Annotated in this window: 20 protein-coding genes; 12 read left to right on the plus strand and 8 right to left on the minus strand. The window is 66.4% G+C overall.

What is annotated here, in order from left to right:
• Positions 1 to 76: 76 nt before the first annotated feature.
• The 5 genes from ADAD_RS0105705 (at position 77) to ADAD_RS0105725 (ending at position 6,459) form a co-directional block, all read left to right on the plus strand.
• The gene (locus ADAD_RS0105705; RefSeq protein WP_010410879.1) at positions 77 to 985 is read left to right on the plus strand and encodes an SDR family NAD(P)-dependent oxidoreductase; all 909 of its coding nucleotides are present in this window, start codon (positions 77 to 79) and stop codon (positions 983 to 985) included.
• Between the two features lie 70 nt (positions 986 to 1,055).
• Entirely contained in the window at positions 1,056 to 2,717 is a 1,662-nt protein-coding gene (locus ADAD_RS0105710; protein WP_010410881.1) for a carboxylesterase/lipase family protein, read from the plus strand.
• A 31-nt stretch (positions 2,718 to 2,748) separates the two neighbouring features.
• Positions 2,749 to 4,089 carry a spinster family MFS transporter gene (locus ADAD_RS0105715; RefSeq protein WP_010410882.1) on the plus strand — a complete coding sequence of 447 codons (1,341 nt, stop codon included), beginning with the start codon at positions 2,749 to 2,751 and terminating at the stop codon, positions 4,087 to 4,089.
• A complete protein-coding gene (locus ADAD_RS0105720; RefSeq protein ID WP_010410885.1) occupies positions 4,086 to 5,657 on the plus strand; it encodes an FG-GAP repeat domain-containing protein in 1,572 nt (523 codons plus the stop codon). Before ADAD_RS0105715 ends, ADAD_RS0105720 begins: the two co-directional genes overlap by 4 nt.
• A gap of 31 nt (positions 5,658 to 5,688) precedes the next feature.
• Positions 5,689 to 6,459: an SDR family NAD(P)-dependent oxidoreductase gene (locus ADAD_RS0105725; protein ID WP_010410887.1), complete on the plus strand. Its 771-nt coding sequence runs from the start codon at positions 5,689 to 5,691 to the stop codon at positions 6,457 to 6,459.
• A 36-nt stretch (positions 6,460 to 6,495) separates the two neighbouring features.
• Here ADAD_RS0105725 and ADAD_RS16315 read toward each other — a convergent pair whose 3' ends face one another.
• The 6 genes from ADAD_RS16315 to ADAD_RS0105755 form a co-directional block, all read right to left on the minus strand.
• Positions 6,496 to 6,978, minus strand: coding sequence for a PaaI family thioesterase (locus ADAD_RS16315; protein WP_010410891.1), 483 nt, complete (start codon positions 6,976 to 6,978; stop codon positions 6,496 to 6,498).
• Positions 6,975 to 7,958 carry an NAD(P)H-dependent flavin oxidoreductase gene (locus tag ADAD_RS0105735; RefSeq protein ID WP_010410894.1) on the minus strand — a complete coding sequence of 328 codons (984 nt, stop codon included), beginning with the start codon at positions 7,956 to 7,958 and terminating at the stop codon, positions 6,975 to 6,977. Before ADAD_RS0105735 ends, ADAD_RS16315 begins: the two co-directional genes overlap by 4 nt.
• Positions 7,955 to 9,208, minus strand: a complete 1,254-nt coding sequence (locus ADAD_RS0105740; protein ID WP_337442408.1) for a thiolase family protein — start codon at positions 9,206 to 9,208, stop codon at positions 7,955 to 7,957. The genes ADAD_RS0105735 and ADAD_RS0105740 overlap by 4 nt, the downstream gene beginning before the upstream one ends.
• On the minus strand, positions 9,205 to 10,920 hold the full coding sequence (gene paaN / locus ADAD_RS0105745) for a phenylacetic acid degradation protein PaaN (RefSeq protein ID WP_010410901.1): 1,716 nt from the start codon (positions 10,918 to 10,920) through the stop codon (positions 9,205 to 9,207). The genes ADAD_RS0105740 and paaN overlap by 4 nt, the downstream gene beginning before the upstream one ends.
• Positions 10,921 to 10,988: 68 nt before the next feature.
• Positions 10,989 to 12,419: a carotenoid oxygenase family protein gene (locus ADAD_RS0105750; RefSeq protein WP_010410904.1), complete on the minus strand. Its 1,431-nt coding sequence runs from the start codon at positions 12,417 to 12,419 to the stop codon at positions 10,989 to 10,991.
• A gap of 52 nt (positions 12,420 to 12,471) precedes the next feature.
• The gene (locus tag ADAD_RS0105755) at positions 12,472 to 13,422 is read right to left on the minus strand and encodes a DUF1295 domain-containing protein (protein WP_010410907.1); all 951 of its coding nucleotides are present in this window, start codon (positions 13,420 to 13,422) and stop codon (positions 12,472 to 12,474) included.
• A 101-nt stretch (positions 13,423 to 13,523) separates the two neighbouring features.
• Between ADAD_RS0105755 and ADAD_RS0105760 the strand changes: the two genes are divergently transcribed.
• The 5 genes from ADAD_RS0105760 (at position 13,524) to ADAD_RS0105780 (ending at position 19,985) form a co-directional block, all read left to right on the plus strand.
• Positions 13,524 to 14,537 (plus strand): winged helix-turn-helix transcriptional regulator, encoded by a 1,014-nt coding sequence (locus ADAD_RS0105760; protein WP_010410911.1) that lies wholly within the window; start codon positions 13,524 to 13,526, stop codon positions 14,535 to 14,537.
• Positions 14,538 to 14,706: 169 nt separating this feature from the next.
• Positions 14,707 to 17,091, plus strand: coding sequence for a TonB-dependent receptor (locus tag ADAD_RS0105765; RefSeq protein ID WP_083825566.1), 2,385 nt, complete (start codon positions 14,707 to 14,709; stop codon positions 17,089 to 17,091).
• Between the two features lie 10 nt (positions 17,092 to 17,101).
• The gene (locus tag ADAD_RS15615) at positions 17,102 to 18,025 is read left to right on the plus strand and encodes an SDR family NAD(P)-dependent oxidoreductase (protein ID WP_010410919.1); all 924 of its coding nucleotides are present in this window, start codon (positions 17,102 to 17,104) and stop codon (positions 18,023 to 18,025) included.
• Positions 18,022 to 18,450, plus strand: a complete 429-nt coding sequence (locus tag ADAD_RS16970) for a nuclear transport factor 2 family protein (RefSeq protein ID WP_010410921.1) — start codon at positions 18,022 to 18,024, stop codon at positions 18,448 to 18,450. The genes ADAD_RS15615 and ADAD_RS16970 overlap by 4 nt, the downstream gene beginning before the upstream one ends.
• Complete coding sequence (locus tag ADAD_RS0105780) at positions 18,447 to 19,985, plus strand: AMP-binding protein (RefSeq protein ID WP_010410925.1); 1,539 nt, start codon at positions 18,447 to 18,449, stop codon at positions 19,983 to 19,985. The genes ADAD_RS16970 and ADAD_RS0105780 overlap by 4 nt, the downstream gene beginning before the upstream one ends.
• Here the strand turns inward: ADAD_RS0105780 and ADAD_RS15625 are convergent.
• Together ADAD_RS15625 and ADAD_RS0105790 are read right to left on the minus strand one after the other, a co-directional pair.
• A complete protein-coding gene (locus ADAD_RS15625; RefSeq protein WP_010410929.1) occupies positions 19,955 to 20,857 on the minus strand; it encodes an SDR family NAD(P)-dependent oxidoreductase in 903 nt (300 codons plus the stop codon). The two genes, ADAD_RS0105780 and ADAD_RS15625, sit on opposite strands and share 31 nt — an antisense overlap.
• Positions 20,854 to 22,545, minus strand: coding sequence for a class I adenylate-forming enzyme family protein (locus ADAD_RS0105790; protein WP_010410933.1), 1,692 nt, complete (start codon positions 22,543 to 22,545; stop codon positions 20,854 to 20,856). The genes ADAD_RS15625 and ADAD_RS0105790 overlap by 4 nt, the downstream gene beginning before the upstream one ends.
• 154 nt (positions 22,546 to 22,699) lie before the next feature.
• Between ADAD_RS0105790 and ADAD_RS0105795 the strand changes: the two genes are divergently transcribed.
• Together ADAD_RS0105795 and ADAD_RS0105800 are read left to right on the plus strand one after the other, a co-directional pair.
• Complete coding sequence (locus ADAD_RS0105795; protein ID WP_139020352.1) at positions 22,700 to 23,857, plus strand: acetyl-CoA C-acyltransferase; 1,158 nt, start codon at positions 22,700 to 22,702, stop codon at positions 23,855 to 23,857.
• Positions 23,858 to 23,870: 13 nt separating this feature from the next.
• Entirely contained in the window at positions 23,871 to 25,097 is a 1,227-nt protein-coding gene (locus ADAD_RS0105800) for an acetyl-CoA acetyltransferase (protein ID WP_010410939.1), read from the plus strand.
• Positions 25,098 to 25,200 lie beyond the last annotated feature (103 nt).

Consider the following 25,200-nt stretch of genomic DNA (forward strand, 5'->3'; position numbering starts at 1 on the left):
GGAGCACCCCCTTCCATGCAAGATATTAACTCGCTAGAGAGTGAACAACATTCACGGATGCAGAAAGGTGGGACAATTGGCTGGCGATAGGACACTGGAAGGCAAGGTTGCGATCATCACCGGCGCGGGCGGAGGGCTTGGCCGCTGCCACGCGCTCGAACTGGCGCGGCATGGCGCGAGGGTGGTGGTCAACGATCTGGCCGAGGATGCCTGCGCACAGGTGGTCGAGGAAATTCGCGAGGGCGGAGGCGAGGCGATGGCAGCCGCCGGTTCCGTGACCGACGAGCAGGCGGTGGCGGCGATGGTGGCAGGCGCGATCGATGGCTGGGGCCGGGTCGACATCCTCGTCAACAATGCCGGCATCCTGCGCGACAAGAGCTTCGCCAAGATGGACCTCGCGGATTTCCGCGCCGTGGTGGATGTTCACCTGATGGGCGCGGCGATCTGCACCAAGGCGGTGTGGGCTCCCATGCGCGAACAGGGCCATGGCCGCATCGTCATGACCACGTCCTCCTCCGGCCTGTACGGCAATTTCGGCCAGGCGAATTACGGCGCAGCGAAGATGGCGCTGGTCGGCCTGATGCAGACGCTGGCGATCGAGGGCGCGAAATACGACATCCGCGTCAACTGCCTCGCGCCCACGGCGGCCACGCAGATGACCGGCGGCGTGCTGCCCGAAGAGGCACTGGCCCGGCTGGACCCGGCCTTCGTGAGCCCCGGCATCGTGCATCTTGTCGGCAGCGACGCACCCTCGCGGGCGATCCTGTGCGCAGGCGCGGGCCACTTCGCCGCCGCGCATGTCACCCTGACCGAGGGCGTTCAGATCGGAAGCGCAGACAACGCCGCCGCCGAGGTGACGCGCCAGTGGAGCGCCATTGTCGACCGGTCGGGCGAAATCGTGCCGGAGTACGGGTTCACCCAGGCCGAACGCGAGGTCGCAGCGGCGCAGGCCGGATCCGGGGAGGCGCTCGCCCGGGCGCAGTGATCGAACACGCGGGAGCGAAGCGAGCGGGGCAAACCCGCCGCACCCCTGCGAGGAGAGGAGTGAGGAAGGCATGAAACGGCTCGTAACCTCTGCTGCGCTGATGGCGGCGGCCCTGCTTGCGGGCGCCTGCGCGAGCGTGGGCGGTGGGACAGCCACATGGACGGGCGTTTCGTCCGCGCCGGTGGCCACCACCTCGCACGGCGCCCTTCGCGGGACGGCGGAAGACGGCCTGCGCGTCTTTCGTGGCATTGCCTACGCCGCGCCCCCGGTGGGCGATCTGCGCTGGGCGCCGCCGCAGCCTGCCACCCGGTGGGATGGCGTACGAGATGCGAGCCGCTTCGGTCCCGCCTGCGTCCAGCCGCCCGTTCCGGCTGCGAGCCTCTACAACGATCCTCCCGCCAGCACCTCGGAAGACTGCCTCAATCTCAATGTCTGGGCGCCGGAGGATGCGCAGAACGCGCCCGTGATCGTCTGGATACACGGCGGTTCGCTGAGGATCGGTGCGAACAGTCTGCCGATGTACGACGGCGCCAATTACGCGCGGCGCGGGGTGGTGTTCGTATCGCTCAACTACCGGCTCGGCCCGCTCGGCTGGCTGGCGCACGAGGAGCTGAGCGAGCAATCCCCGGACGGTATTTCGGGCAACTACGGGCTGCTGGACCAGATCGCCGCGCTGCGCTGGGTGCGCGAGAATATCGCGGAGTTCGGCGGCGATCCGGGGAACGTCACGGTAATGGGCGAATCCGCAGGCGCGCTCAGCACGACCTACCTGATGGTGTCTCCGCAAGCGCGGGGCCTGTTCGACAAGGCGATCATCCAGAGCACCAACCTGCGCAGCTTCCCGGAACTGTCGGAGGCTGCCAATGGCATGCCCCCGGCCGAGCGGATCGGATCCGGTGTGCTCGAAAAGCTGGGTGCAGCCGATATCGACGCGGCCCGCGCAATGGACCCGCAGACCCTCACCAACAAGGCGACGCTGGCGGGATTTGTCCCGCAGGGCACGATTGACGGGACAATCCTGCCCGATCAGCTCAACGAAATCTTCGACCGCGGCGAACAGGCGCGCGTGCCCGTGATCGTGGGCTACAACGCGCACGAATACCGGCCCGTGGGCGGGCCCGGCCTGCGCATGCCCGCAACGCCGGAGCAGTACGAGGCGATGATCGAGCGCGTCTATGGTGCGCTGACGCCCCAATTCCTGCGCATATATCCGCATAGCGATGGCGACGACGCCCTGCTCGACGCGACGGGCGACATTATCTTCGGCTGGTCGGGAGAGCGCATCGCGCAAAGCCAGGACGCGCTGGGCCTCCCGGCCTACTTCTACGTCTTCGACCATTGCTATCCGTCCGCCAGGGCGCGCGATCTTTGCGCGTTCCACGCAAGCGAAGTGCCTTTCACCTTCGGCAATCTGGACGCCGATGCCCTGCCCGAAGTGTGGCCCGTGCCCGATGGCCCGCATGATCGCGCGGTGTCGGACGCGATGCTCGATTACTGGACCAGCTTTGCCGCCAGCGGCCGCCCGCAAGCGGACGGGCTGCCCGCGTGGCAGCCCTATGGTTCGGCGCAGCACTACGTCCGCTTCGACGACGCTCCGCTGGCGGGGCGCGACTACAAGCCAGGCATGTTCGAACTGCACGAAGCATTCGCCGCGCAGCAGCGCGCGGCCGGGCGATCATGGGGAATGCCCGCGGGCCTGAATGCCGCACCGCAATCCGACGACACAGAATAGAACGAAAATCCAAGGGGGGGAGAGCCCGATCATGAGCATGACCAACACCAGTCCGGCGGGGGCGCCGCCTGTCGAGACGCCCTATTCGAAGGCCTCCTACCGGTATTTCGTCCTCGGTGTGCTCACCCTGGTCTACGCGCTCAACTTCGTCGACCGGCAGCTGCTCGTCATCCTGCAGGAGCAGATCAAGCTGGAGCTCGACCTGTCGGATACCCAGCTCGGGCTGCTGTCCGGCTTCGCCTTTGCGCTGTTCTATGTTTCCTGCGGCATTCCCATCGCGCGCTGGGCGGATGGCGGCGTGCGGCGCAACATCATCGCCCTGGCGCTCACCGTGTGGAGCGGGATGACCGCCGTTAGCGGACTGGCGCAGAATTTTGCCCACCTGCTGCTCGCCCGGGTCGGGGTCGGCGTGGGCGAGGCGGGTGGCAGCCCCCCTGCGCACTCGATGATATCGGACATTTTCCCGGAGAAGGAGCGCGCCACCGCGCTCTCGATCTACTCCATCGGGATCTACATCGGCATCCTGACCGGCTTCGCGCTGGGCGGCTTCATTGCCGAGGCCTTCGGCTGGCGCACGGCCTTCTTCGTCGTCGGCCTGCCGGGCATTCTCGTCGCGCTCTTCCTGCGCCTGACCGTGGCCGAACCGATCCGTGGCTGGTCAGAAAAGCGCGAGAGCGAGGCGGGCGAGAGCCCGACCTTCGTGACGGTCCTCAAGTTCCTGTGGTCGCGCAAAACCTTCCGCAACCTGGCTCTCGCGGGGAGCCTGCAAGCCACGGTGATCTACGCCATCGGCAACTGGCTGCCCTCGTTCTTCCTGCGCAATCACGAGATCGGGCTGGCGGAACTGGGCCTGTGGATGGCGCTGACCTCCGGCCTGGGCGGGGGTGCGGGCTCGTTCTTCGGCGGGTGGTTCGCCGACAGGATGGGCCAGCGCGACCGTCGCTGGTACGTGTGGGGTTCCGCGATCCTGATCCTAGCCATCACCCCTGTGCTGCTGGTGATGCTCAACACGGGCAACCTGGCGCTGGCGCTAGCGCTGACGGGCGTGTTCCACTTCCTCTCGGCTTCCTATCTCGGCCCGGCACTGGCCGTGTCGCACGGGCTGGTCGGGCTGCGGATGCGGGCGATGACGTCCGCGGTGTTCTTCTTCTTCATCAACCTGATCGGCCTCGGCCTCGGCCCGCTGATCGTCGGCTATCTGAGCGACACCTTTGCCGCTGCGGGTTCCGAAACGGCACTGGCGACCGCGATGCTGATCGTGGGGTGCGCGGCTTCGCTGTGGGGCGGGGCGCATTACCTCTTCGCCTCGCGCCATATCCGGGGCGACATCGCCAACAGCCCGGCCACCGCGCCCAAGGTGGAATCGCTGTGACGGCAGCGGTCGGCCTGCGCATGCCGCTCGCCACGCTGGCCGCAGTGGCGGTGGGCGGCTGCGCGGCGGGTGCCGGCTTGCCGGCCGCTCCGCTCACGGTTGCGGATACGCCGACCTCTGCCCCCACGCCCTCGGGAGAATACATCTCCTGGCGCGAACACCGCATCGACGACGAGGATCTGGGCGGCGTGCCCATCCGTGGCGGCGACGGGCTGCAGATGGCCGATATCGACCGCGACGGCTTTCCCGATATCGTCTCGGTACACGAGGATTCGAACCATCTGCGGATCGCCTTCGGGAGTGCGGACCCCGACCGCTGGGTGCTCGCTACGGTTGCCTCGGGCGATATCGTCGCTGCGATAGAGGATGTCGCGGTCGGCGATCTCGATGGCGATGGATGGCCCGATCTGGTCGCCGCGAACGAGGAGGCGCATCTCGCTGTCTTCCGCAATCCGGGCAGCCACGAGGGCGCGCGCGCCGGCGGCTGGCCCGGCTTCGTGCCGCCGGTCACGCAGGGGCGCGGATCGTGGCTGCGGGTGTTCGTCGCGGATATCGACGGGGACGGGCGGCCCGACGTAACGGCCGCCAACAAGGGCGCGAGCGATATCGTCGATCCCGATGCTCCGCGAGAAGACCGGACGACCTCGCTGTTCACGCTTCACGGCGATCCGATGGCGGCCGGGGCGTGGCGCGAACAGGTGCTTTTCAGAAAGGATGTGCCCAACACCGCGATGCCGGTCGATATCGACGGCGACGGCGATCTGGACGTGCTGGCCGCCGCGCGCCTGGCCCAGCAGTCCTACATCCTCGAAAATCGCGGAACCGATGCTGAGGGGGCCGTGCTGGTCGTGCCGCACCGGATTGCGATCGACGACAGCGCGCTGCCCGGCTGTACGGTTTCGACCAGCGCCTTCCAGTCCGCGTTCCGCGATGTGAGCGGCGATGGGCGGCCCGACCTGATTATTGGCGCAATCGAGAAATGCGCCGATCCGCGCGCACCCGGCGGTCTGCCCGCGCTCGGCTGGCTGGAGCAGCCCGAGACGCTCGACGCGCCGTGGACCTACCACCGCATCGGAGACATCCTGCCCGATATGGTCATCGCGGTCGAACTCGCGGACATAGACGGTGATGGCGATCTGGACGCGATCACGGGGGGCTATTCGGGGCTCAACATCGTCAAGGGCGGCTATTCGGGTGCGACGCGCGAGGCGGATCATCCCGCTGTGACCGCGTCCTCCACGGTCGGACGGATCGCCTGGTTCGAGAACCCCGGCGCAGCGGATGGCGCCTGGCAGCGGCACGATATTTCGCGCCGGGTGCGCGGCATGTTCGACCAGTTCATTGCGCGCGACATGGACGCCGACGGCGATGCCGATCTGGTGGGCACGCGCGGAAACAGCGGACGGTTCGACGGGGTCTTCTGGCTGGAACAGGTGCGCTCTGCCGATCCTCGCGCCGCTTTCTCACCCGCTCGCGCCGAGGAAAGCCGCCCGCTTCCGCTGCCCCCCGCCGATTGGCTGGATCGTTACCACGAAGCGAACACGCTGGTTGCGCCCAACAAGCGCTAGGCCACTCCGAAAACTGTCACGAGGTTTACCAATGACGCATGCTCACCCCCTTGCCGGACGGGTCTGTCTGATCACCGGCGCATCCTCCGGCATCGGCGCGCATCTTGCGCGGCGGATGGCGCGGGCGGGCGCGCAGGTGGTGCTCGGGGCGCGCAGGACCGAACTGACCGGGACGATCACTGAGGACATCAACAGTGCCGGGGGCAAGGCGCTGGCCGTGCCGCTGGACGTGACCAGCGAAAGCTCGATCGCGGAGGCGTTCGCTTCTGCCGAAAGCCGCTTCGGCCCGGTCGATACGGTGGTCGCCAATGCCGGCGTGGTTCGCAACGGACGCTCTACCGACGCGCCGGAAACCGACTTGCGGCAGGTCTACGACACCAATCTTCTGGGCGTGCACCTGACCGCCAATGCCGCTGCGCGCGCGATGATGGCGGCGGGCAGCCGGGAAAGCGAGGCGGGGCGAATCGTCATCATCGGTTCGATCACCGCGCAGATGACGGGGCAGGGCGATGCCGCCTATGCAGCCAGCAAGGCAGGCGTCGCGCACCTTGGCCGGCAGCTGGCGCGCGAGTGGGTGCGGCAGGGGATCAACGTCAACACCGTGCAGCCGGGCTACATCCGCACCGAACTGGTCGGCGACTGGTTCGATAGCGATGGCGGCAAGGCGCAGATCGCCGGCTGGCACAGGCGGCGCCTGATGGAGATCGACGCGCTGGACGATCTGGTGCTGTTCCTGTGCAGCGACGCTTCGGCGCATGTCACCGGAGGCACCTTCACGGTGGACGATGGCCAGTCTCTCTAGCGCGCCGTCACCAGCTCTCGTGCCCGACCCCGGCGCTCAACCCGGTGCGCCGTTCCTGCGGACCACGGCCACGCTTCCCACGGCAACGGTCTCGCCGCCGTGATGGACGAACACCTCGGCGATGATCCGCCGCCGTTCGTCGTACCGGGCCGTGCCGTGCGCGGTGATTTCCCCGCCATCGACGGGGATCGGCGCGCAGTAGCGCAGTTGCAGATCGCTGGTGAGCAGGATTTCGCCGGGCTCCAGCAGGGTGAGCGCGGCGCCGGCGCCTGCAATGTCGATCAGCGATGCGGCCACGCCGCCGTGGATCGTCCCAGCAAAATTGGCGAGGCCAGCCTCGGCCCGGCAGGCGAACCGGATCGCGCCGCGCTCGGCATGAACCGGGCGCACGCCGAAGGTGCCGACATAGCCTGCAACCAGCCCGGCCTCGATCCAGGCCTGCGCGATTTCGAGCCCCGACTGGTCTGCCGTGAAGCCGAATTCGGGCAGGGCAGACGCGGGCGATTGCGCGCCCGTCATAGAGCCAGCCGGTTGGCATTCAGCGCGGCGAAACGCGCGACTGCCGCATCGTACTGGTCGGCCAGTTCGTCCACGATCTCGCCGATCGGCTGGACCTTCCTGATCGTCTCCAGCCCCTGGCCCGCCGCCCAGGTATCTTTCCAGCGCTTCGCGGGCGACTGGTTCGCGTCGTAATTGCGCACGGCAGCGGGGCGGGCGAGATCGTCGGGATCGTAGCCGCTGGCGATCAGGCTGGGCCGCAACCAGGAGGCAGGCGTGCCGGTAATGCCGTCGCTGACCACCAGATCGGCCATGCCGTGGTCCACCACCATCTGCTTGTAATCGTCGACCGCAAGGCTCTCGCGCGCGGGGATGAAGCGCGTACCCATGTAGACCGCGTCCGCACCGGCGGCGATGGCACCGGCGACGCCCGCGCCACTGGAAATGCCGCCGCCGACCACGATGGGCCCGGAAAAGAATTCGCGCACCGTGGCAATGAAGGCGAAGGGGGAGAGCGAGCCCGTGTGCCCTCCGGCGCCCGAGGTGATGCAGGCCAGCCCGTCGGCGCCCGCATCCGCCGCCTTGCGCGCCAGCTTCAGATCGACCACGTCGGCCAGCACGATCCCGCCATAGCCCTTGACCGTTTCCATCACCGGCTTGGGAGAGCCCAGCGCGGTGATGACGATGGGCGGCTTGTATTCGCCGACCAGCGCAAGATCGTCTGGCAGGCGCGAATTGCTGCTGTGCGTGATGAGGTTCACCGCCCAGGGCGCGTTATCCCAGGCTTGCCCGGCATCCTTCGGCTTCGACAGCGCGTCCGCGATGGAGCCCATCCATGTGTCGAGCTCCTCCACCGTCCGGCAGTTGGAGGTCGGGAAACTGCCGACGATGCCTGCCTTGCAGGCGCCGACGACCAGATCCACGCCCGAGACGAGGAACATGGGCGCGGCAAACAGGGGGAGCCGCATGGGGGAGGGCAGCTTTGCCTCGGTCGAGTTCATCGGGCGCCTTCTTTTTCGAGTATCGTGACGACGGTCGCGGCTTCTTCGCCGCGCAGGAAGCCGCCGCCATTTTCGGCCAGGGCGATCCGGGCATTCTCCACCTGGCCACTGCCCGCTTCGCCGCGCAGTTGCACGCACAGATCGTGCAGCTGGATGATGCCGGTCGCGCCGACCGGGTGCCCCTTCGAAAGCAGCCCGCCCGAGGCGTTGACCGGCTGGCGTCCGCCGAGCGCGAAATCGCCGTTGGCGAGGCATTCGCCGACGCTGCCCGGCTCGGCCAGGCCGAGGTTCTCGATCTGCTGGACTTCGGCATAGGCGGTGGCATCGTGGACTTCGATGCAGTCGATGTCTTCGGGGCCCAGGCCCGCCTGCTCGTAGGCGGCAAGCGCGGTCAGGCGGCCGATATGGCGATCGAAATCGTTCGTTTCGCGGTCCACGCCACTGCGCAGCACGCTGGCGCGGACCGTCACCGCGCGCGGGCGTGCCTTGGCAAGGCGCGCAAGACCTGCCGCGTTGCAGACCACCGCTGCCGCGGCCCCGTCGCTCAGCGGCGCGCACATGGAGCGGGTGAAGGGGAAGGCGATGGGCTTGTCCGCCATCACTTCCTCCACGCTCATGGGATCGCGGTACTGCGCCAGCGGATTGTGCTTCGCATGCGTGTGGTTCTTGGCCGCAATGGCCGCGAAGTCTTCCTGCGTGGTGCCGAAGCGATCCATGTGCGCGCGCGCCTGTGCGGCATAGAGGTCCATGAAGATGCTGCGCTTGCCCGCGCTCTCGTCGTCGGCATCGCCGCCCAGCGACCGGACGAAAGCCTTGGTGGCCTCCATGTCGTGGATATCGGTGCCGCCTTCGAATGCGGCGGCCATGGCTTCGGTCCGGTCGGGGAAGACCATCTTTTCCGCGCCCACGACCAGCGCGATGTCGGCCATCCCGGCGCGCAGATGCGCCATAGCCTGGATCAGTGCGGAGGCCCCGCTGGCGCAGGCATTCTCGATATTGACCACCGGCACGCTTTCGAAGCCCAGCGGCCGCAGGGCAATCTGCCCGCGCACCGTGTTCTGCCCTTCGAGCATCGGCTGCCGCGTGTTGGAGAACCACGCCGCGTCAACGTCGCCCACGCTTGCGCTTGCATCGGCGAGCGCGGCGTCCACCGCCTCGCGCACCATCTGCTTCACGCTCGCGTCGAGGCGCTTGCCCAGCTTCGTGCAGGAAATCCCTGCGATATAAACCTTGTCCTGCATCCCCATCATTCAGGGCGGCGCCGCTGGACGATGCGGAAGCGCGAGGCGACGAAGGCGAGATCGGCGAGCGAGGCGTTGCCAGCGGGATTGAGCCCGGTGACGTGGTAGTCGCTGTAGGCCGCCGCGAAGTTGATCCACATCGAACCGTGCAGGTTGATGGAGAGGTTCGCGCCCGCTTCCTCGTAGGCATCGGTCGACCGCGCGATGAAATCCTCGTTCGTCGAATAGAGGTAGGTCGCGATGGTCCCGTTTTCCTTCGCCAACCGGCTCGCCCGCGCTACCGCATCATCGGCGCTCGCGGTCGGGACGACGAACAGGACCGGCCCGAACTGCTCGTCTGCGTAGACCGCTTCCAGCTCCGCAGGCACGACAGCGACCAGCGGCGTCAGCGTGCGGGCCTCCGGGTATTCGGGGTGGGGGTAGGGCGATGCTTCGCGCACGATCTCGACATCCTCGCGGGCCGCGAGTTTGCTGCGAACCGTGTCCACCACATCCATGCTAAGCTCGGCCTGCACCGCGCCCATCACGCCCGCTGCGGCCTTGGGATTGTCCGCCAGCGCATCGATTTCGTCGGCCAGCGCCTGCGCGACGTCGCGCGGGGAGGCGGTGCCATCGCCGGTCTTGATGCCGTCTTCGGGTACGAAGATGGTCTGCGGGCTGGTGCACATCTGTGCCGAGAACAGCGATGCGGAGCGCGCAACCGCGCGCGCCGTCGTCGGCAGGTCCGCAACCGATTCGATCACCACGCTGTTCACGCCGCTGGTCTCGGTGAACAGCGCCTTCTTCGTGATCGAGTTTTCGAGCTGCGAGCCGTAGCGCGCGCTGCCGGTGAAATCGATGATCTGCACGGCAGGATCGTCGATGAAGGCCTGCGCGACCGGTTGCTCACGCGTGTCGGTGGCCAGCGTCACGACATTCGGATCGAAGCCGAATTCGCTCAGCACCTCGCGGGCGATCTTCACGGTCATCGCCACAGGGAAGATCGCGATCGGGTGCGGCTTCATGATCGCCGGATTGCCCGTCGCCAGGTTGGCGAACAGCGCGGGGTGCGAATTCCACGTGGGGAAGGAGGCGCAGCAGATCACCAGCGCGAGGCCGCGCGGCATGATCGTATAGTGCTTCTCCAGCGCCACATCGTCGGGCCCGAACTTGCGCCGCCACACCGCATGCGGGGTGACGTCTCGCATCGCCTTGACGGCGTAGGCCAGCGCCTCGATCCCGCGATCCAGCGCGTTGGGGCCGCTGCCCGCAAAGGCCTGGACATAGCTTTGCCCGGCGACATGCATGATGGCGTGCGCCATCTCGAAATTGCGGTCGTAAAGCCGCTGCGCGATTTCGAGGCACACCAGCGCGCGGGCTTCGAAATCCACCTTGCGCCAGCTTGCGAGGGCCTTGGTGCCTGCCTCGATCAGCGCGGCAGGCTCGCTGCGCGGATAGGTGATGCCCAGCGGCTGGCGGGTGTAGGGCGAGACCTCGTCGCCGATCCATTCCGCGATCCCGGGCTGGTCGATCTCGTACCGCTTGCCGAGCCACGCTTCGAACGCGGCCTGTCCTTCGGCGGGCTTTTCCGCGCCGTGGATCTTGCTCGACGGAGAGTCGGAGAACGGGCTCCAGCTCTCGCGGGTGGAAACCGCCTCGATTGCGCGTGCCAGCGTGTCGGAGTGACGCGCAGACAGTTCCTCGTACGCCGCGTCGGGGGACGCGGTGGCTTGCGTTGCCATGAATGCCAATCCTTCTTGTCGGTGTCCGGCCGGGGGCAGGGTGTCCGGGCGGGTGCCCGGACAGGAGTTCAGGCCGCGATCTTGTCGCCGTCCGCCCAGGTCGCGTGGAAGCCCGCAGGCACGCGCGAGGGAAGGGGGATGCGCGCGATCGGCCCGTCGGCGAATTTCTTCGCGTCGAGGATCAGCACTTCGGATTCGCCCGTTTCGGTGTGCGTGACGAAGGTGATGACATAGCCGTCATCCTCGTCCTTGGCGCCGGTACGCGGGGCGAAGACCGGTTCGGAACCGCCCTGTCCGTCCTCGAACAGGTATTCCTGCTTCTCGCCGGTCTCCAGGTCGTACTTGATGAGGCCTTCGAAGCGCTGCAGGCGCTCGTGCGCCATCGCGACGTGGTAGGAATAGCGCGTCTTGCGGCCCGCATAATCCTGGTTGATCGCGGGAAATTCGCTGAGCCGGTCGTCGAGCTGGCGCGAGGTGATCTCGCCCGTCTTCATGTTCATGCGCCATTCCCATGCATAGGCATGCAGCGCCATGACGTTGACCATGCTGGCAAACTGGCCGTGCGCAGGGTCGGGATCGAAATTGTTGGGCACCATGCGGCAGGCAACCATAACCACTTCGTCGCCTTCCTCCCACGAATTGGCGACGTGGTAGAGGTAGCAGGGATCGGTCTCGAACCATTTGACGTCGTCGTTGGTCCCGTTGCGTGGCACCACACCGAAACGCGCGCCACGCTGCTCGGTCTTGATCTGCCACATGCCGTTGCGCAGCCCGCTTTCGGTGAACACCACCGGGAGATCATGCAGGATCACGTAATTCTCGGTGAAGCCCATGTCGTGCGGCAGGCGCGGGCCGGGCAGGTCGATCTTGGCGAAGTGGGTCAGTTCGCTCTTGGGGCTGACCACGCCGAAGCTCATCCAGGGTTCGTACAGCGAATAGTCGAAGAACAGGAATTCGCCCGTTTCGGGGTCGATCTTGCCGTGGGCGGAGACATTGCGCGGAAGCTTGCCGCCGAAATCCTCGTTCCCCAGCGTTTCCAGCGTGCGCGCGTCGAGCCGCACCGGCGTGCCGGAAATGTACCACAGGGCCATCAGCTTGCCGTCGTGCAGCACCAGATCGGTGTTGGCGGTGTCCTTGTAGACCTTGTTCGGCCGGTCGCGGTTGGAAGGAACCAGCACGCCGCGGGCCTCGGCCCCGTCGCCCTTCATGTCGGCGACGTTATCGTCGGAGAGCACGTAACGGTTGCGATATTCGGCCTTGCCGTTCTCGAAATAGATCGAGTGGACCATGCCTTCGCCGTCGAACCAGTGGTGCGGCACGTCAGGGACTTCGAAGGGGTTGGGGCCGTTGCGAACATAGGCGCCCCACAGGTCGGTCGGAAGCTCGCCGATCACTTCGAGATCGGTCTTCGTCACTTCCTCGGGTTGGGCGGCATAGAATCCCTGCACGTAGGGATTCAGTTCGTTCACGTTGCCTTCTGCCAGAGCGCTCGGTTTCATAGGGCTTTCCTTTCGTGCAGTCTGAATAACAAAATAAGTCCACTACCGCAAGTTAGGCGGTGGGCCGGGGTAGCGGGAAGAACCGTGGGGTGCGGGCGCAATAGGCGGCCCATGCCTCGCCGCGCGTGCGCCGCATGTGCGCTTCCTTGAAGGGTCCGGCGGAACCGAAGCCCATGAACCATGTGGCGAAGATCGGGCCGATCACCGTGAGCCATCCCCACGGGTGCGCGAGCGCGCACAGGAAATAGCCCCACCACATCATCGATTCGCCCAGATAGTTCGGCTGGCGCACGATGGCCCATGCGCCGGTATCCAGGATCGCGCCGCGGTTGGCGGGATCGGCGCGGAAGCGCGTCAGCTGCCGGTCGGCCGTCGTCTGGAGCGCGAAGCCGGCCAGCCACACGGCTCCGCCGGCGATGGCCCAGGGGAGGGAGAAATCGGCCTGTACCGCGAAGGCCAGCGGAATCGCCCACAGCCACAAGGTAATGCCCTGCAGGCCATAGACCTGAAACAGGCTCCACCAGCGCCACTGCGGGCCGAAAGCCTTGCGCCATGCGGCATAGGGCTGGCGTTCCTCGGCATGGTTCTGGCCGATCGTCTGAACGAAAAGGCGCAGCGCCCACACCGTGACCAGGGCCAGGACAAGCGGCGCCATCGTGCCGCCTGTCGCCATGCCTCCAGCGACGAGAAAAGCCGTCCACGCAATCGCCGTCGGGGCCAGCGGATAGGAGATGTCCATGAAGCCGTGATTGCGCTTGATGCTTCCCAGCGCCCAGGTGAGCAGCAGAAGCAGGGCAGCGGCCGCGCCGCCTGCAAGCCAGGCATCGAGCGATTCGCGCAATGCCCCGGCGGGCAGGTTGCTCGCGATGAGGAAGACGAGTGCCGGTATGCCGACAAGGGCATAGTGCCAGGTCTTGCCCTTCGCCCGGGCCGGCATGGCAATGATCCAGATCAATGCGATCGCGAGCAGGATCGCGGTAACTGCGATGTCGAGAATGTCCATGAACAATTCATCACACAGAATAGTCCACTAACGCAAGTGGCAATCGGAAGTCGCCGTGCGCGGTTGCCCAGCTTCGATGAAAGGCTCTACATCCCGTGAACATGCAAGAGACGCATCCCCCTATAAAAACGGCAGATTCGCCTTCCGTCCGGGCGCTCGTCACCGGCAATCCGGTCGCGCTCGCGCATGGGGTGATCGGGGATGCGTGGACGCAGCTGATCCTGCGCGAGGCCTTTTACGGCGTTCGCCGGTTCAACGACTGGTCCGAAGCGCTGCACATTCCCCGCACCGTTCTTTCGGGGCGCCTGAAGCGGCTGGTGGAGAACGGCCTGCTCGACAGTGTCATACCGCCCGGGCGCCGACGCGCCGAATACCGGCTGACCGCGATGGGCCGCGACCTGTTCGGCATCGCGCTGATGCAGGGCCGGTGGGAACGCGACCACGCGCCATCGCGCATGCAGTCGCGCTACGACATGGTGTTCTACGATCCGGCGACGCGCAAGGCGCTCGACCCGGTGGTGCTGGACGGCCCCGGAGGCTCCACCATCGATCCCGAGAACGTCGGCTGGGAGGTCGGCCCGGGTCTCGTCGAGCGGGAATCGCCGACGCAGCGGCGCTGGCGCAGCAAGCGCCCGCCGGTCGATCGCCCGATGATAGACCGCTCGGTCGAGCTGATCGGCGACTACTGGAGCTGGATGGTCCTGGGGTGCGCCTTCTTCCGCCTGCGGCGCTTCGAGGAGTTCCTCTCCGCCACCGGCATGGCGCCCAACATTCTTTCCGACCGGCTGAACCGGCTGGTCGGCGGCTCGATCCTCGTCAGGCGCGCCTACCAGTCGAGCCCGCCGCGTAGCGAATACCGCCTGACCGAAGCGGGGCGCGCGCTGTACCCCGTCGTGCTCGCCACGCATGGCTGGTCGCTGCGGTGGCTGTGCGACCAGGATGCGCCGCCTCTCTCGCTGGTCGATCTGACCACCGGCAAGCCGATCCATCCGGTCGTGTGCGACCGGAATACGGGCGAACCGATCCAGGCTGCGCGCACCCGCTGGGTGATGGAGGGCCAGTCCGCATCGCGCAGCCGCGGCGATTCGATCGCGGGCGGATCGATCGCGGGCTGAGGCCCCATTTCTCCGAAATTGCAGACCTTCCGGTTCGGCAGGAATGGCCGACGCGATGCCCCATGTCCGGATATCAAGCGATTACGCGGCTTGAGATTAAGTCCAGTTGTGATATTCACCTCCCCGTATCGTATCCGAAAGAAGCGGAACGAACGAGAGGAGAGCAAGCATGAAAAGCGTCACCCAACCATTGTATCTCGGGACGGCCATGGCGCTGCTCGCGTGGTCGTCCGGTGCATCCGCGCAGACCACACGAGACGCGGATGCCGACGGTGTAGCCGAACAGCCGGGCGAAGCGGATAACGCCGCCGCGCTGGATACAATCGTCGTTACCGCGCAGCGCCGCGAACAGGATGCAACGCGCGTTCCGATCTCGATCGAGGTGATCGGGGGAGAGGATATCGCGGACACTGCAATCAGTACGTTAGAGGAAGTTACACTCTCCGTACCCAACTTCCAGATCACCCAGACGGGCCTGACCACGCAGACCTATATTCGCGGGATCGGCTCGGGCAACGACCCTGCTTTCGAACAGTCTGTCGCGCAGTTCGTCGACGGCGTGAGCTACGGCCGCGCGCAGCTGACCCGTGCGCCCTTCTTCGATCTGCAGCGCGTGGAAGTCCTGCGCGGCCCGCAATCGATCCTGTTCGGCAAGAACTCGACTGCCGGCGCGCTCAGCATCATCACCGCGCAGCCGACCGATTATCTCGAAGCGGGTGCCACCGCGACCTATACCGATGTGTTCGAAGGGTTCGAAGGGCAGGCCTTCGTATCCGGACCGCTGGCCGATGGCCTTTCGGCAAGGCTTGCAGTTCGCGGACTGACGGAGAACGGATACGTCTTCAACACCACGAAGGACCGCACCGAGCCGCGACTGGACGAAATCGCCGGTCGCGCAACGGTCCGGTATGAAAGCGGCAACTTTACCGCCACGCTGAAGGGCGAATATTCCAAGTTCGACGTCGAAGGGCGCAACCTTGTGGTGAGCCAGGACGTGGCGACAACCGAGGCGGCCCCCGGTGTGCCCCTGACCTTCGCAACCGCGCTCACCGGCGCCGGTCTTTCGGGCGCGCTGCAGGACACCAGCTTCAACTATCGCCGCCAGGCAGACCAGGACGAGTTCGACAACACCGAATTCTACAACGGCACCTTCACGACGGAGACCGATTTCGGATCGGCCACGCTGACCACCGTCACCGGCTATGTCGGCTATGATCGCGATACCAGCGTGGATCTCGATTTCACCTCGGCCAGCATCCTGGGCGGGCTCACGCGTGAAAGCTACGAGCAGTTCAGCCAGGAAATCCGGGTCGCGACCGACGATTCTCTGCCCCTGAGCGTGATTGCCGGCGCCTATTTCGAACATAACCAGCTCGACTATTCCGATGTTACCGCGCTCGGGCCCGATCTTGCGAACCTGGGCTTCGGCGTCATCGCGGATATCGGCGCGGTCCGCGATTTCGAACAGACCAGCGATACCTACTCTCTGTTTGCCCAGCTGCAGTGGCGGGTGGCCGACGGCTTCCGGATCATCCCCGGCCTGCGGCTCGCCATCGACGAGAAGACTGCCAGCCGCAGTCTGGTGGCACGCAACGGCGCCTTCAGCTTCGACGGGCCGCTGGTGACGAACCCCGTGCCGATTACCGTGCTGCAGACCGCGCTTGGCTTCTCGCTCGACAATGCCGTGGCGGGCGCGGGCCACGATCTGAACCGCAGCCGTTCGGAAAAGAACATCGTGCCGTCGCTGGCGGTCGAATTCGATGTGACCGAAGACATCCTGCTGTTCGGCTCCTACCGCGAAGGGTACAAGGGCTTCGGCTTCGATGCCCGGTCCAACAACAACACCTCCTTGGGATTCGACGACGAGGAAGTGAGTTCCTACGAGCTCGGCCTGCGGGCGAGCCTGCCGGGCAACCGCGCCTCTTTCGGCGTCACTCTGTATCGTTCGACCTATTCGGACCTGCAGATCAGCCAGTTCGACGGCACGGTGGGCTTCAATGTCGGCAATGCGGGTGAAACGCGTACGCAGGGCATCGAAGCCAATGCGCGCTACGCCATTGCACCGGGCATCGCGATCAACGCTTCGGCGGCCTATCTCGATTTCGAGTATCTCGATTTCCGCCGCGGCAACTGCGCCTTCGGCGAAACGCCCGATGGCGACGTGGTGGGCGGTGTCCAGCTGTGCGATTACACCGGCCGGCGCGGGCGCTTCACGCCGGAGTTCAACGTCTACGGCGGGCTCTCGGTCGACAAGCCGCTGTTCGGGGACCTTCGCCTGAAGATCAATGCCGATGCGTCCTACACGGGCGAACACAACGTGCATGACAATCTGGATCCGGCGGGCGTGGTCGACGGCTACACCATCGTCGATGCGCGCGTTGGCGTCGGGGGCGAGAACTGGACCATCGCGGCGGTGGGCAAGAACCTGCTGGACGAGCGGTTCCGCACCTACGCGGCGCAGGTTCCCTTCGCCAGCAATGTCGGCGCGAACACGCAGTACGCCACTGCCTCGCGTCCGCGCTCGGTCGCCATCCAGTTCCAGGTCAGGTACTGATCGCGGCGGCATGGCATCCAAGGCACTGACGTTCTACGCCCGCTTCGCTCCGTCCTTCACGCGGATCGGCTATCTTGCACGCGGCTTGCCCCTCAGATCGGGGGGCAAGTCGCTCGCAGGGCAAAGCTGGCTCGTCACAGGGGCGACGGGCGGGATCGGGCGCGCGCTGGCGCTGGGCGCCGCCCGGCGTGGCGCGCGCGTCATCGCGGTGGGCCGCAACGCGGAGAAATTGAGAGCGCTGGCTGACGAAGGCCGCAGGCAAAAGGAGGGTGGGCCGTTCGAGACCATCGAGCGCGACCTGTCCCTTGTGGCCGATAACCTCTCGCTCGCCGAAGAGGTCGGCCCACTCGATGCGCTGATCAACAATGTCGGCAACCTGCCCCCGGACCATCGTCTGACGCCGGAGGGCTTCGAACAAAGCTATGCGACCAGCCTGCTCGGCCAGTTCGCGCTGACCGAAGCTCTGCTGGAGCAGGGCAAGCTGGACGGGGCAGCGGTGGTCAACATGGCGTCGGGCGGAATGTACAACGCTCCGCTCGATACCAGCCTGCTCGATCTGCCGCCCGACCGCTACAACGGCTTTCTTGCCTATGCGGCCAACAAGCGCGCGCAGCTGGCGCTGGCGGATCACTGGGCGGCGCGCGTCGACGCCTATACGATGCATCCGGGATGGGTGGCGACGCAGGGCGTGTCCGACGCGCTGCCCTGGATGGACCGCTGGATCGGCCCGCTGCTGCGCTCTCCCGCGCAAGGGGCGGACACCGCGCTGTGGCTCGCCAGCAAGCGCCCGAAACATGCCGAAGGGCGGATCTGGTTCGACCGGGCCGCCCGCAAGGCGCACCATTACGATCTTACCCGCAACCCGCGCTCCAGCGTGGAGGACGTGGTCGCCAAGCTGCGCGCGGACGTTGCGAAAGTGGAGAATCAATCGTGAGCACAGGCAAGCAGCTCGTCACCCGTTTCTTCGATCACTGGCATGCCGGGCGCATCGACGAGATGGTCGGCATGTTCGCAAGCGATGGGCGCTTCCATTTCTCCGCCACCACCAAACCGCCTGCCGTGGGGCACGAAGAAATCCGTGAATTCCTGACCACCTATAGTGGGCTCTCCGCCGTGAAGCGGCTGCGCATCAACGCGATGGCCGAGGCGGGCAAGGACGTGTTCTACGAGGCGGTGGAGGATTTCGACCTGGCGGACGGTACGCGCGTGGTGACGCCCTATGCAGGGGTCGTGCGGATCGAAGATGGCCAGTTCACCGACTGGCGCGACTATTTCGACCGCGCCACGATCGACCGGCAATCGGCGGGCGAGGCGCAGCTGCCGGACTTCGCGCAAGAACTGCTAGAGCGCCCGGCGTGAGCGAAGGCGATGCCGCCGCAGCGGCAGCCTCCGGCGGGCTGCTGGGCGATATCATCCTCGACGCCATTGCGCGCCATGGCGACGCGATTGCCTTCGCGGATGATGAGGGCGAGACGAGCTACCGCGCCTTCGGCCAGATGGTCGCGCAGGCCATGGAACGGCTCGACGAGCTGGGCCTGCCGCGCGGCGCGACCGTCGCGCAGATCAGCGAGAATTGCACGCGCCAGTACGCGCTGATGGCGGCGGCCTATATCGGTGGCTACCGCTCTCTCACCCTGCATGCGATGGGCGGGCGCGAGGACCAGCTGTACATCCTGAAGGATAGTGGCGCGCGCATTCTTGTCGGCGGACCGGGCAGGATTGCGGACGCAGCTTCGCTGGCCCGCGATGCCGGGATCGCCTGTTACGCCCATCAGGACGACGATGCCGTCGGTCCGTTCTGGCCTGCCACGCCTGCATCATCCGCGCTTCCCGCGCATGCCATCGGCGAGGCGGAGGATATCGTGCGCCTTGCCTATACCGGTGGGACCACCGGGCGGCCGAAGGGCGTGATGCTGTCCAATCGCGCGCTCGTCACCAACACCCTGATGGCCCTGGCGCGGATCGATTTCCCGGCAGATATACGCTTTCTGTGCCCCGCACCCATCTCGCACGGCGCGGGCTCCATCGTGCTGCCCACGCTGGTGCGCGGCGGCACGGTGATCCTGCAGCGCGGGTTCTCGGTTTCCGGCTTTGCCGAGGCGGCGCGGGCCCACCGCGCGACCGTCAGCTGGATGGTCCCGACCATGATCGGTGCGCTGCTCGATGCCCCGGATCTGCCATCGGACGCGCTAAGCTCCATCGACACGCTGATCTATTCGGGCGCGCCCATGGAGCCTGCCCGCGTACTGGAAGCGATCGACCGCTTCGGCGAGATATTCGTCCAGTGCTACGGCCAGAGCGAGGCACCCAACACGATCCTGATCCTCGACCGGGGCGAGCATCGCGCCGCGCCCGACGCGGCGGGCCGGCCTTTCCCGGGGATCGACATTCGCCTGCTGGACGAGACGGATAACGTCGGAGAGATCGCCGTGCGCGGTCCGCTGGTCATGAGCGGCTATCTCGGCATGCCGGAGGAAAGCGCGAAAACGCTTGCGGGCGGCTGGCTGCGCACCGGGGATCTGGGCCGGATCGGAGAGGATGGCCTGTACCGGATCGTCGGCCGCGCGAAGGACATGATCATCAGCGGCGGCTTCAACGTCTTCCCGGCGGAAGTGGAAGCAGTGATCGCGCGCGATCCTGCGGTGTCGGCGGTGGCGGTCTTCGGCATTCCCGATCGCAAGTGGGGCGAGCAGGTGACGGCGCTGGTCGTCCCGCGCGCCGGGCAGGAAATCGAGGCGGACCGGCTGCGCGATGCGGTGCGAGCCGCCAAGGGCGCGGTGCACGTGCCCAAGGCGATCCACATCGCGGACGAATTGCCCAAGACCGGCCTCGGCAAGCCCGACAAGGTGGCGATGCGGCGGCTTTACTCCGAAGGCGAACCCAGCGCGGAGTAGAAGTCCGCAAACGCCGCTTCACCGCCCGGAAACTCTCTGTGCGGCTCGAGCGAGCGCAAGTTCCCGGCATTCTCCGCCAGCCATTGCGCATCGGCATCGGGCTTGCTGCCGCCAGCCCCTTCGACCATGGCCGCGCGGCGGAACTGGCCGGCACCGCCGACCCAGATTTCGCCATTGGCATCGCACTGTTCGGAAGAAAGCCACGCCGCGCCCGGCGCGGCGTGCTCGGGCAGCAGCCGCTCGTCCGTAACCTCGTCCTGTCCGCCCGTCATCTTGGTCGCCGCATAGGGCGCGAAGATATTGGTGCGGATGTTCGTGCGCCGCAGTTCGAGCGCGAGCGAACGGCCATAGGCGATCAGCGCCGCCTTGGACGCTGCGTAAGGCGCGCGGCCCTTCAGCCCGTGCAGCCCGGCGGAGGAAGCGATCAGCACGATGCGCCCCGCGGGGGACTGCTCCAGATGGGGCAGGGCCGCCTGAACGAGGGCGGCATTGGCGAAGAAATTGATCTCCATCACTGTGCGAAGATCGGACAGGTCGCTGTCCGCCACCCGTGCCGCAGGACCGGAAATCCCGGCATTGAGGATGATCCCGTCGAGCCGCCCGAACTGGTCGAGAGCGTTGGCCACGATGGCCTCGGCCGCGCCGTCCGCGTCGACCGAATGTTCGTCCACCCCGGCGCTGTATCCTTCGGCGCGCAGCGCATCGGCCAGCGCGGCGGCGGAGCTGGGGCGGTCGGCGTGGACGCGGTTATTGGCAATCACGGCATCGCCGCGTCGCGCGCAGGCATAGGCAAATGCCTCGCCCAGCCCATTACCCGCGCCCGTCACCAGCGTGACGCGCTGGTTCGCTGCCTGTGTGTTCGCGCCGCTCATAGTTTTGCCACCACCATTTCGCGCAGTTCGTCGCGCACCACCTTGTTCATTGCGTTGCGCGGGAGGGCATCGACGATCACCAGAAACTCGGGCCGCTTGAAGATGGCGATATCGCGCGCTTCGAGCCAGGCGGTGATGTCTTCCAGCTTGGGCTCTTCACCCTCGTGCGGGACGACCGCGACGGCGATCCGCTCTCCCAGCCTTTCGTCAGGCACGCCCACGGTCGCCGCTTCCTTGATCTGCGGCTGGCCCACGATCAGGTCGTCCAGCTCGGCGGGCGAGATATTGACCCCGCCGCGCATGATGATCTCCTTGGAGCGCCCCTGGAACTGGTAGAAGCGGTTGCCCGGCCCGGCGATCTCGAACAGGTCGCCGGTGCGGTAGTAGCCTTCGCTATCGAACGCGGTCGCGTTCATTTCGGGGGCGCGCCAGTAGCCATCGAAGATCATCGCACCGCCAAGCCGCAGTTCGCCCACCTTGCCCGGCTCGGTGATCTCCTCTTCCGTCGCGGGGTCGACCAGCCGCGAGTCCATGATGGTGGCCGTCATCCCGTCCCAATCGGCATCGCGTGCGCCGAAGCGCGGGAAGTAGCGCGCTCTCTCGACCGGATCGGGCACCGATTGCAGGTTGGAGAACAGCGAGGCGCCTTCGTTCGAGCCGAAGATATTGGCGATTTCGATTCCGTAGCGGTCCTTCCAGCCCTCGATCAGCCAGGGCGAGAGCGGGGCCGAGCCCGAACCGACCGTCCGCAAGGCGGAAAGATCGAACTTTTCCAGAAGTTCGGGCTGCTTGAGCAGTGCGCCCAGCACTGCAGGCGGGGCGATCGTGTAGCTGACCTTTTCCTGCTGCAGCTGGGTCAGGAAAACGCCGACGTCGAAGGGGTGGTGCAAAACCACCGTGCCGCCGCAGCGCAACCAGGGCATCATGAGGCCGCCGATCGATCCGATGTTCACCAGCGGGAACGGGTTGAGGATGGTGTCGCCGCTCTTCATCGCGGTCGCTTCCACCATCACGTCGCCATTCAGGACCCAGTGGTTGTGGTTGCGCGGCACGCCCTTGGGCTGGCTTTCCGTCCCGGAGGTCCAGCAGATGGTGAAAACCTCGCCCGCCGAGACGGGATTTTCCGCGCGGTAGCGGGCAAGCGCATCGCGGTCTGCATCTTGCATGGCATCGTCGAGGGAGGTCGCGCCATCGGGCGCGTCGCCGAACATCAGCAGCTGCGCGCCGTGGGCCTTGCACAATTGCGTGCCCAATGCCGCCTGATCGAAATCGTGAAAGCTCGGGATGGTGACGAAAGCGGCAGGTTCTACCTTCTCGAACACGTGTCCGAGCTCGTGCTTGCGGTACTGCATCACCACCGGGCTCAGGATCAGGCCCAGCCGCGCCGACGCGAACAGGGTGAGCATGGCGTCGATCGTGTTCGGCAGCTGCGCAACGATCCGGTCGTCCTTGCGCAGGCCCAGCTGGTGGAAGCTGGCCGCCAGCCGGTCGATCCGCTCATCGAATTCTTCCCAGGTCAGCCGCCCCGGCGCCACGCCATCGAGCGCTTCGCGGTTGGACGGATCGATGACCGCCAGTTCGGCGTGATCGCCCGCCAGGGTTTCCTTCAGCAGCTCATCTACGGTGATTCCCCGCCACCAGCCTTTCGATTCGTAATCTGCGATCCGCGCTTCGGGCGTAAGGTACATTCTGCTCTCCGGTTATGCCGGACGGCTGGGCCGTCTCTGTCTGTCACTATTGTAAGCATACTAATTTGATGCGACAAGCTTTGCCGAAGCGTGCCGTCGAGGCCGGCGATCCCGGCCGGGCGCACCGAGCAGTATCCAAGCAATGGAGCCATTCATGGAAGTCTATATCGCCGACGCAGTCCGCACCCCACGAGGCGCCGCCAAGCCCGAAGGTGGTCTGGCGACGCAAACCCCGCACGGTCTCGGCGCGGCGCTGGTCGATGCGCTGGAGCAGCGCACGGGAATCGCGCGCGACAGGGTAGATCGTCTCTCGCTGGGATGCGTCGGCCAGATCGGATCGCAGGGTGGCCATGTGGCGATGGTGACGAAGATCGCCGCCGGTCTTCCCGAGCGCACCGTGACCCACACGCTCAACAATTTCTGCGTCTCGGGCCTCACTGCAATCGGCGAAAGCGCGGCCGCCATCGCCGCCGGCCAGGCCGATGTCGCGCTGGCGGGCGGGGTCGAGATGATGTCGCAGGTGCCGTTCATGGCGGACAAGGCGGACTATTACGGCGCGCGCGAATTCGCCCCACGCGATCAGTATATTCCCGTCGTTCTGGCCGCCGAAAGGCTGGCCACCAGGGAGGGCATCGACCGTGAGACGATGGACCGGGCGGCGGTCCGGTCGCAGCAGCTCTCCGTCAGCGCGGAAGATGACGCGGCCCTCAAGGCCTCGCGCATCAAGATCGGATCGCTCGACCGCGACGAGGTGGTGCGCGGGCTCGATATGGAAAAGGCCGGTGGGCTGAAACCGGCCTTCGAGAAGATGAGCGAACATTACGCCGAACCTCTCGAAGGGGAGGAAATCGACTATCGCATGACCGTGGCTCATGCGCCGCCCATGGCGGACGGTGCCGGGCTGGCGCTGATCGGCAGCAAGGAGCAGATCGCCAACCCGCGCGCAAAGATCGTCGCCTTCGCGGAGTCGGGCGGGGACGTGCGCGATTCGCTGCTGGCCGGGTTCACCGCGATGGAGACCGCGCTTGAACGCGCCGGGCTGTCACTTGCAGATATGGACCGTATCGAGTTCATGGAAGCCTTCGCCGTCACCATCGCAAAGCTGGAACGCGACTACGATGTGGACATGGACAAGGTGAATGTCGGCGGCGGGCACATGGCCAAGGGGCACCCGATGGGCGCGACCGGCGCGATCCTGCTGTCCACCCTGCTCGACGCGCTCGATGCGTGCGAGGGGCGCTACGGGCTGGTCGTCACCACCGGCGCGCAGGGTGTCGGCTCGGCCATGATCGTCGAACGGATCGCACGCTAGGAGGAGACAGCGCATGGTGTATGTACTCGGCGGGGCGCAGACCGATTTCGCGCGCAACTGGGCGCGCGAGGGCACGGACATGCTGGGCGTGTTCGGCGAAGTGCTGCGCGACGGGCTGGATCAGGCACAACTCGATCCAGCCGAGATCGAGACCGGGCATGTCGGCAACTTCGCAGGCGAGCTCTTCTGCAGGCAGGGGCAGCTGGGCGGCTTCTTCGGCATGGTCGATCCCGTGTTCGACGGGCTGCCGACCGCACGGCACGAAGCCGCCTGCGCTTCGGGCAGCGTCGCAATCCTCGCCGCGATGGCGGAGATCGAGGCCGGGCGTTACGATCTCGCCTGCGTGGTCGGCATCGAACAGATGCGCAATACCGGCGGGCGCGAGGCGGCCGGGCACCTGGGCGCAGCCGCATGGGTTGGGCGGGAGTTCGAGGACGCGGATTTCGTATGGCCACGGGCATTCTCCGACCTGTCGGAAGAGTACCAGAACCGCCACGGGCTGGAATACGAACACCTGATGCGCATCGCGCAGATCAATTTCGACAATGCGCGCGTCAATCCCGATGCGCAGACGCGCGACTGGCAGTTCACCCCGGAGAGCTTCTCCGCCGATGACGAAGCCAATCCCGTGGTCGAAGGCCGCACGCGCAAGATGGATTGCGGCCAGATCACCGATGGCGCTGCGGTCGTTTTCCTCGCCTCCGAAGAGCGGGCCGCAGACTATGCGAAGAAGCGCGGGATCGCGCTGGAGGACCTGCCGCGCATCTCCGGCTGGGGGCACCGCACCGCGCCGCTCTCCTACGAGGCCAAGGTGAAGGCGAGCGCAGATGGGCCCTACGTCTTCCCGCAGGTGCGCGGCGCGATCGAGGATGCGCGCAGGCGCGCCGGGATCGAGGGGGTGGACCAGCTGGACGCGGTGGAAACGCACGACTGCTTCACCGTCACCGAATACATGGCGATCGACCATCTGGGCATCACCGCGCCCGGCGAAAGCTGGAAGGCGATCGAGGATGGCAGCATCGAGAAGGGCGGGCGCATCCCCGTGAATCCCTCGGGCGGGCTGATCGGCCTGGGCCATCCGGTCGGCGCGACGGGCGTTCGCATGGTGCACGACGCCGCGCGGCAGGTGTCTGGCAAGGCTGGGAGCTGTCAGGTCGAGGGTGCCGGAATGGTGCAGACACTCAATATCGGCGGCTCCACCACCACGACCGTCAGCTTCATCGTCGATACCGGGCGATAGGCCGGGACGCGCTGCGCGGGATCGTTCACGGCGCGCATAGGCTGCCCGATCCTGCGTGCCAGCCTGAGTGCGGGTGCGACGGCGAAACAGGGCGCGCCGGCAT

This window comes from Citromicrobium sp. JLT1363 (assembly GCF_000186705.1).
Lineage (GTDB): Bacteria > Pseudomonadota > Alphaproteobacteria > Sphingomonadales > Sphingomonadaceae > Alteriqipengyuania.

What these genes read in the sequence shown, in the direction of transcription:
- ADAD_RS0105710 (WP_010410881.1), top strand. Translation starts at nt 1,056, where the DNA reads ATGAAACGGCTCGTAACCTCTGCTGCGCTGATGGCGGCGGCCCTGCTT.
- ADAD_RS0105715 (WP_010410882.1), top strand. Translation starts at nt 2,749, where the DNA reads ATGAGCATGACCAACACCAGTCCGGCGGGGGCGCCGCCTGTCGAGACG.
- ADAD_RS0105725 (WP_010410887.1), top strand. Translation starts at nt 5,689, where the DNA reads ATGACGCATGCTCACCCCCTTGCCGGACGGGTCTGTCTGATCACCGGC.
- ADAD_RS16315 (WP_010410891.1), bottom strand. Translation starts at nt 6,978, where the DNA reads ATGACGGGCGCGCAATCGCCCGCGTCTGCCCTGCCCGAATTCGGCTTC.
- ADAD_RS0105735 (WP_010410894.1), bottom strand. Translation starts at nt 7,958, where the DNA reads ATGAACTCGACCGAGGCAAAGCTGCCCTCCCCCATGCGGCTCCCCCTG.
- ADAD_RS0105740 (WP_337442408.1), bottom strand. Translation starts at nt 9,208, where the DNA reads ATGATGGGGATGCAGGACAAGGTTTATATCGCAGGGATTTCCTGCACG.
- paaN (WP_010410901.1), bottom strand. Translation starts at nt 10,920, where the DNA reads ATGGCAACGCAAGCCACCGCGTCCCCCGACGCGGCGTACGAGGAACTG.
- ADAD_RS0105750 (WP_010410904.1), bottom strand. Translation starts at nt 12,419, where the DNA reads ATGAAACCGAGCGCTCTGGCAGAAGGCAACGTGAACGAACTGAATCCC.
- ADAD_RS0105755 (WP_010410907.1), bottom strand. Translation starts at nt 13,422, where the DNA reads ATGGACATTCTCGACATCGCAGTTACCGCGATCCTGCTCGCGATCGCA.
- ADAD_RS0105760 (WP_010410911.1), top strand. Translation starts at nt 13,524, where the DNA reads ATGCAAGAGACGCATCCCCCTATAAAAACGGCAGATTCGCCTTCCGTC.
- ADAD_RS0105765 (WP_083825566.1), top strand. Translation starts at nt 14,707, where the DNA reads ATGAAAAGCGTCACCCAACCATTGTATCTCGGGACGGCCATGGCGCTG.
- ADAD_RS15615 (WP_010410919.1), top strand. Translation starts at nt 17,102, where the DNA reads ATGGCATCCAAGGCACTGACGTTCTACGCCCGCTTCGCTCCGTCCTTC.
- ADAD_RS15625 (WP_010410929.1), bottom strand. Translation starts at nt 20,857, where the DNA reads ATGAGCGGCGCGAACACACAGGCAGCGAACCAGCGCGTCACGCTGGTG.
- ADAD_RS0105790 (WP_010410933.1), bottom strand. Translation starts at nt 22,545, where the DNA reads ATGTACCTTACGCCCGAAGCGCGGATCGCAGATTACGAATCGAAAGGC.
- ADAD_RS0105795 (WP_139020352.1), top strand. Translation starts at nt 22,700, where the DNA reads ATGGAAGTCTATATCGCCGACGCAGTCCGCACCCCACGAGGCGCCGCC.
- ADAD_RS0105800 (WP_010410939.1), top strand. Translation starts at nt 23,871, where the DNA reads ATGGTGTATGTACTCGGCGGGGCGCAGACCGATTTCGCGCGCAACTGG.